The sequence below is a fragment of the Roseateles sp. genome, from assembly GCF_049240545.1.
GTDB lineage: Bacteria > Pseudomonadota > Gammaproteobacteria > Burkholderiales > Burkholderiaceae_C > Paucibacter_A.
On record NZ_JBMLSK010000055.1, the window covers coordinates 10287 to 14170 of the forward strand.

Sequence of the window (3884 nt, forward strand, 5' to 3'; positions counted from 1 at the left end):
GTTGGCGTGAACAAACTCCAGGTCCGGTTCAGCTTGTCATTGACCTTCAAGTTGTTGGCATTGGCCTCGCGAAAACGCTGAGCCTCGCGCTTCTCCTGAGCGAAGGCCTTGACCACCCGAATGCCGGGAATGGTGTCGGCCAACACCGAGGTGACCTCACCCCAGACCCGGTCGATCTTCTCGAAACCGGTACGCAGTCGATCACGCACGAGATGAATCATCCAGGCGATAAATGGCAAAGGCAGCAAGGTCACCAGCGCCAGCCAGGGGTTGATCGAAAACAGGATGGTGGCTGTCATCAAGAGCATCAGCACATCGGTGATGAAGTCGAGTGCGTGCAGCGAGAGAAACACGCTGATGCGGTCAGTTTCCGAACCGATCCGGGCCATCAGGTCGCCCGTGCGCTTGTTGCCGAAATACTCCAGGGACAAGCTGAGCAAATGGTCAAAGGTTGCGGTGCGAAGATCCGCTGCAATCCGCTCAGAAGCCAATGACAAAAGATAAGTCTTGGCCCATCCCAGCAGCCAAGAAACCAGAGCGGCACCGAACAAACCGCTCAGGATCAAGGCCACCAACCAGGGGTCGATCTCCTGACCGTTCTGGAACGGAATCAACACCCGGTCCATCAAGGGAATGGTCAAGTAAGGTGCCACCAGCGTGGCCGCGGTCGAACCCAGCATCAGGGCGAAACCACCCAGCAGTTGCTTGCGGTAGGGCTTGGCAAAGCGCCCCAGACGCAGCAACACCCAAGTGGAAGGCGGCGTATGCAACTCGCGGGCACAGGTCGGGCATTCCTCGCTTTCGGGCGGCAGCGGCGCCTGGCAACTCGGGCAGAACTCCAAGTCCTCCGCCGTTTCGCGCGCCGGCACATCACCTTGCTCGATACGCCGCTGAAACATCTCCTGCCAGCGCTGCGCCTGCAAATTGATCTGCAAGGTAAAGCGCCAGATGGCCAATCGACCTTGGCCCTGGATCAACTCCAAGGCGCCAACACCGGCATGGTCGGAAATCTGCATCGCCATATCGGCCTGCAAGGACCACTCGGCCCATTGGGCCGTGGCCGCATCCCAGGCCAGCAAACGACGATTCGTCAGCACCAAAAGTGAGCTGGCAAAGCGCAGCTGCGAGTCCAGGTCAACCTCCAGCGGTGCCAGGACGTTCTCCTGGGCAAGCAGCCGCGATTGACACTCCGCCCATTTCGGGTGCTGCAAGGACACTTCAACTGACATGTGAGGGTGCACTCTCGTGATAAGCCCGCAGACCAAAAGTGGTCGCAGGCAAGGTTTAACCCCGGATTTTCACCCAGATGCAGGACTTCCCCTTCAAATTGAGCACTTCATGGCAAAACACCCCGGACCTGCACAGTCACATAAAGCACACAGGCCATCACGGATCAAAGGCTCAACTGGGCGCACAATTGCGCCCTGCCACGCTAGATGACGCCCGGTGATCCATCACCCTTCATCTGCTGCAGCCCCATTTCAGCCCAAAGCATTCGGCCCTCAAACGGCCCGCCATCCATGAGCAAGAAAGAAGACATCAAGCTGTTGCGCATCAACTACCTGCGCGGCCCCAATATGTGGACCTACCGTCCCGTGCTGGAGGTTTGGCTGGACTTGGGTGAGCTGGAAGACTTCCCCACCAACAAGCTGGACGGCTTCACCCCGCGGCTGACGGCGGCCCTGCCCGCCTTGATCGAGCACCACTGCGGCGTCGGCGAGCGCGGCGGCTTCTTGCAGCGACTCGAAGAAGGCACTTGGTGCGGCCATGTGCTGGAGCACATCGTCATCGAACTGCTCAACCTCTCGGGCATGCCCACCGGCTTTGGCCAGACCCGCTCGACCAGCCAGCACGGCGTCTACCGCATGGTGTTCCGCGCCCGCGATGAGCAAGTCGCCCGCAGCGCGCTGGCCGAAGGCCATGCGCTCTTGATGGCCACCATCAACAGCGAGCCCTTTGACGTCAACGCCGCCGTGGCCCGCATCCGCGACAAGCTGGACGACTGCTACCTCGGCCCCTCGACGGCCGCCATCGTGGCCGCCGCCACCGACCGCCGCATTCCGCACATCCGCCTGAACGATGGCAACTTGGTGCAGCTGGGCCATGGCGCCCGCCAACGCCGCATCTGGACGGCCGAGACCGACATGACCAGCGCGATTGCCGAAGGCATCGCGGGCGACAAAGACCTGACCAAGACCCTGCTGAAGTCAGTGGGCGTGCCTGTGCCCGAGGGCCAGGCGGTCAAGACCCCGGCCGAGGCCTGGGAAGTGGCGCAAGACCTGGGCCTGCCGGTGGTGGTCAAGCCCAGCGACGGCAACCATGGCCGTGGCGTGACCCTGGACTTGCAAAACCAAGCCGATGTCGAAGCCGCCTTCAAGGTGGCCGATGAAGAAGGCTCGGAAGTGCTGGTCGAGCGCTACATCCGCGGCAACGAGCACCGCCTGCTGGTGGTGGGTGGCCGGGTGGTGGCCGCCGCACGCGGCGAAGCCGCTTGGGTGGTGGGCGATGGCCGCCAGACGGTGCGCGAACTGGTGGATCACCAGATCAACACCGACCCGCGCCGAGGCCTGACCGAAGAATTCCCGCTCAACCGCATCACCCTGGGCGAAGACCCGGTGGTGATTCTGGACCTGCAGCGCCAGGGCCTGACGCCCGAGGCGGTGCCGGAGGCTGGCCGCCAGGTGCTGATTCAGCGCAATGGCAATGTGTCGATTGACTGCACGGCCGAGGTGCACCCCGATGTGGCGCATGCCGTGTCCTTGGCGGCCCGTGTGGTCGGCCTGGACATCGCCGGCGTCGACTTGGTCAGCGAAGACATCGGCAAGCCGATGAACGAAACCGGCGCGGCGATTGTGGAAGTGAATGCCGGCCCCGGCCTCTTGATGCACTTGAAGCCCGCCGGCGGCAGCCCGCAGCCCGTGGGCAAGGCCATCATCGACCACTTGTTTGCCGAAGACGAATCGGGCCGCATCCCGGTGGTGGGCGTGGCCGGCTCGCGCGGCACCCACACCATTTCGCGCCTGGTGGCTTGGTTGCTGCACCTGAATGGCCGCCATGTAGGCCTGGCCTGCCGCGACGGCCTGTTCCTGGGCAGCCGCCGGGTTGAGCGCCGCGCCTCCAACAACTGGGACGCCTCGCACCGCCTGCTGATGAACCGCACGGTAGATGCGGTCGTGATCGAGAACAACGCCTCTTCCATCTTGCGCGATGGCTTGGCTTATGACCGCTGCCAGGTTGGCGTGGTCACCGATATGGGCGGCATCGCCGGTTTGGGTGAGTTCGATGTGCAAACCGATGCACAACTGTTCAAGGTCTTGCGCACCCAGGTCGATGTGGTCTTGCCCGAAGGTGTGGCCGTGCTGAACGCGGCCGAGCCGGAGTTGCTGGAAATGGCCGAGCTGAGCGACGGCGATGTGCTGCTCTACGCCGTGGACGGCAGCCTGCCAGCCTTGGCCGAGCACCGCGCCACGGGTGGTCGCGCCGTCTTCTTGCAAGGCGGGGCGGCGGTGTTGGCCGATGGCCCCTCAGAAACGGTGGGCGCCAATGTCGATGCGCTGCTGAAGCGTTTCGCAGCCGCCGCCAATGCGGCCGACAGCGAGATCGATGCCTCCACCGTGCTGGCCGCCGTCGCGACCGCTTGGGCGATGAATATCTCCCCGGAGCTGATCTCTGCAGGCATGGACACCTTTGTCCCCGAGCTGGCCGCCTGAGGATGAAAACTTTTTACTGCCCGGCCGCCTAGCCTGACAGCCGCTCGCTACAAAAGTGCTCATCCTCCCGACCCGCCCGATACACATCAGCGCCAAACAAACCGATTCCAGAGGAAGCTCAAACATGGAAGTCTCTCGCACCCGCGCCTTGCGCGGCCCGAATATGTGGAGCCG

2 protein-coding genes are annotated in these 3884 nt (G+C 63.2%); one reads left to right on the forward strand and one right to left on the reverse strand.

Going from position 1 to position 3884, the window contains the following annotated elements:
• Nucleotides 1-1229, reverse strand: a 1229-nt coding sequence (locus ACOVRJ_RS03615) for an ABC transporter transmembrane domain-containing protein (RefSeq protein WP_422042538.1), incomplete at its 3' end; no start/stop codon positions are given.
• 291 nt (nt 1230-1520) lie between these two features.
• Here ACOVRJ_RS03615 and cphA point away from each other — a divergent pair.
• Nucleotides 1521-3710, forward strand: coding sequence for a cyanophycin synthetase (cphA, locus tag ACOVRJ_RS03620; protein ID WP_422042539.1), 2190 nt, complete (start codon nt 1521-1523; stop codon nt 3708-3710).
• The last annotated feature ends 174 nt before the right edge of the window (nt 3711-3884 follow it).

Coding starts and splice junctions, on each gene's coding strand:
- cphA (WP_422042539.1), top strand. CDS start 1,521: ATGAGCAAGAAAGAAGACATCAAGCTGTTGCGCATCAACTACCTGCGC.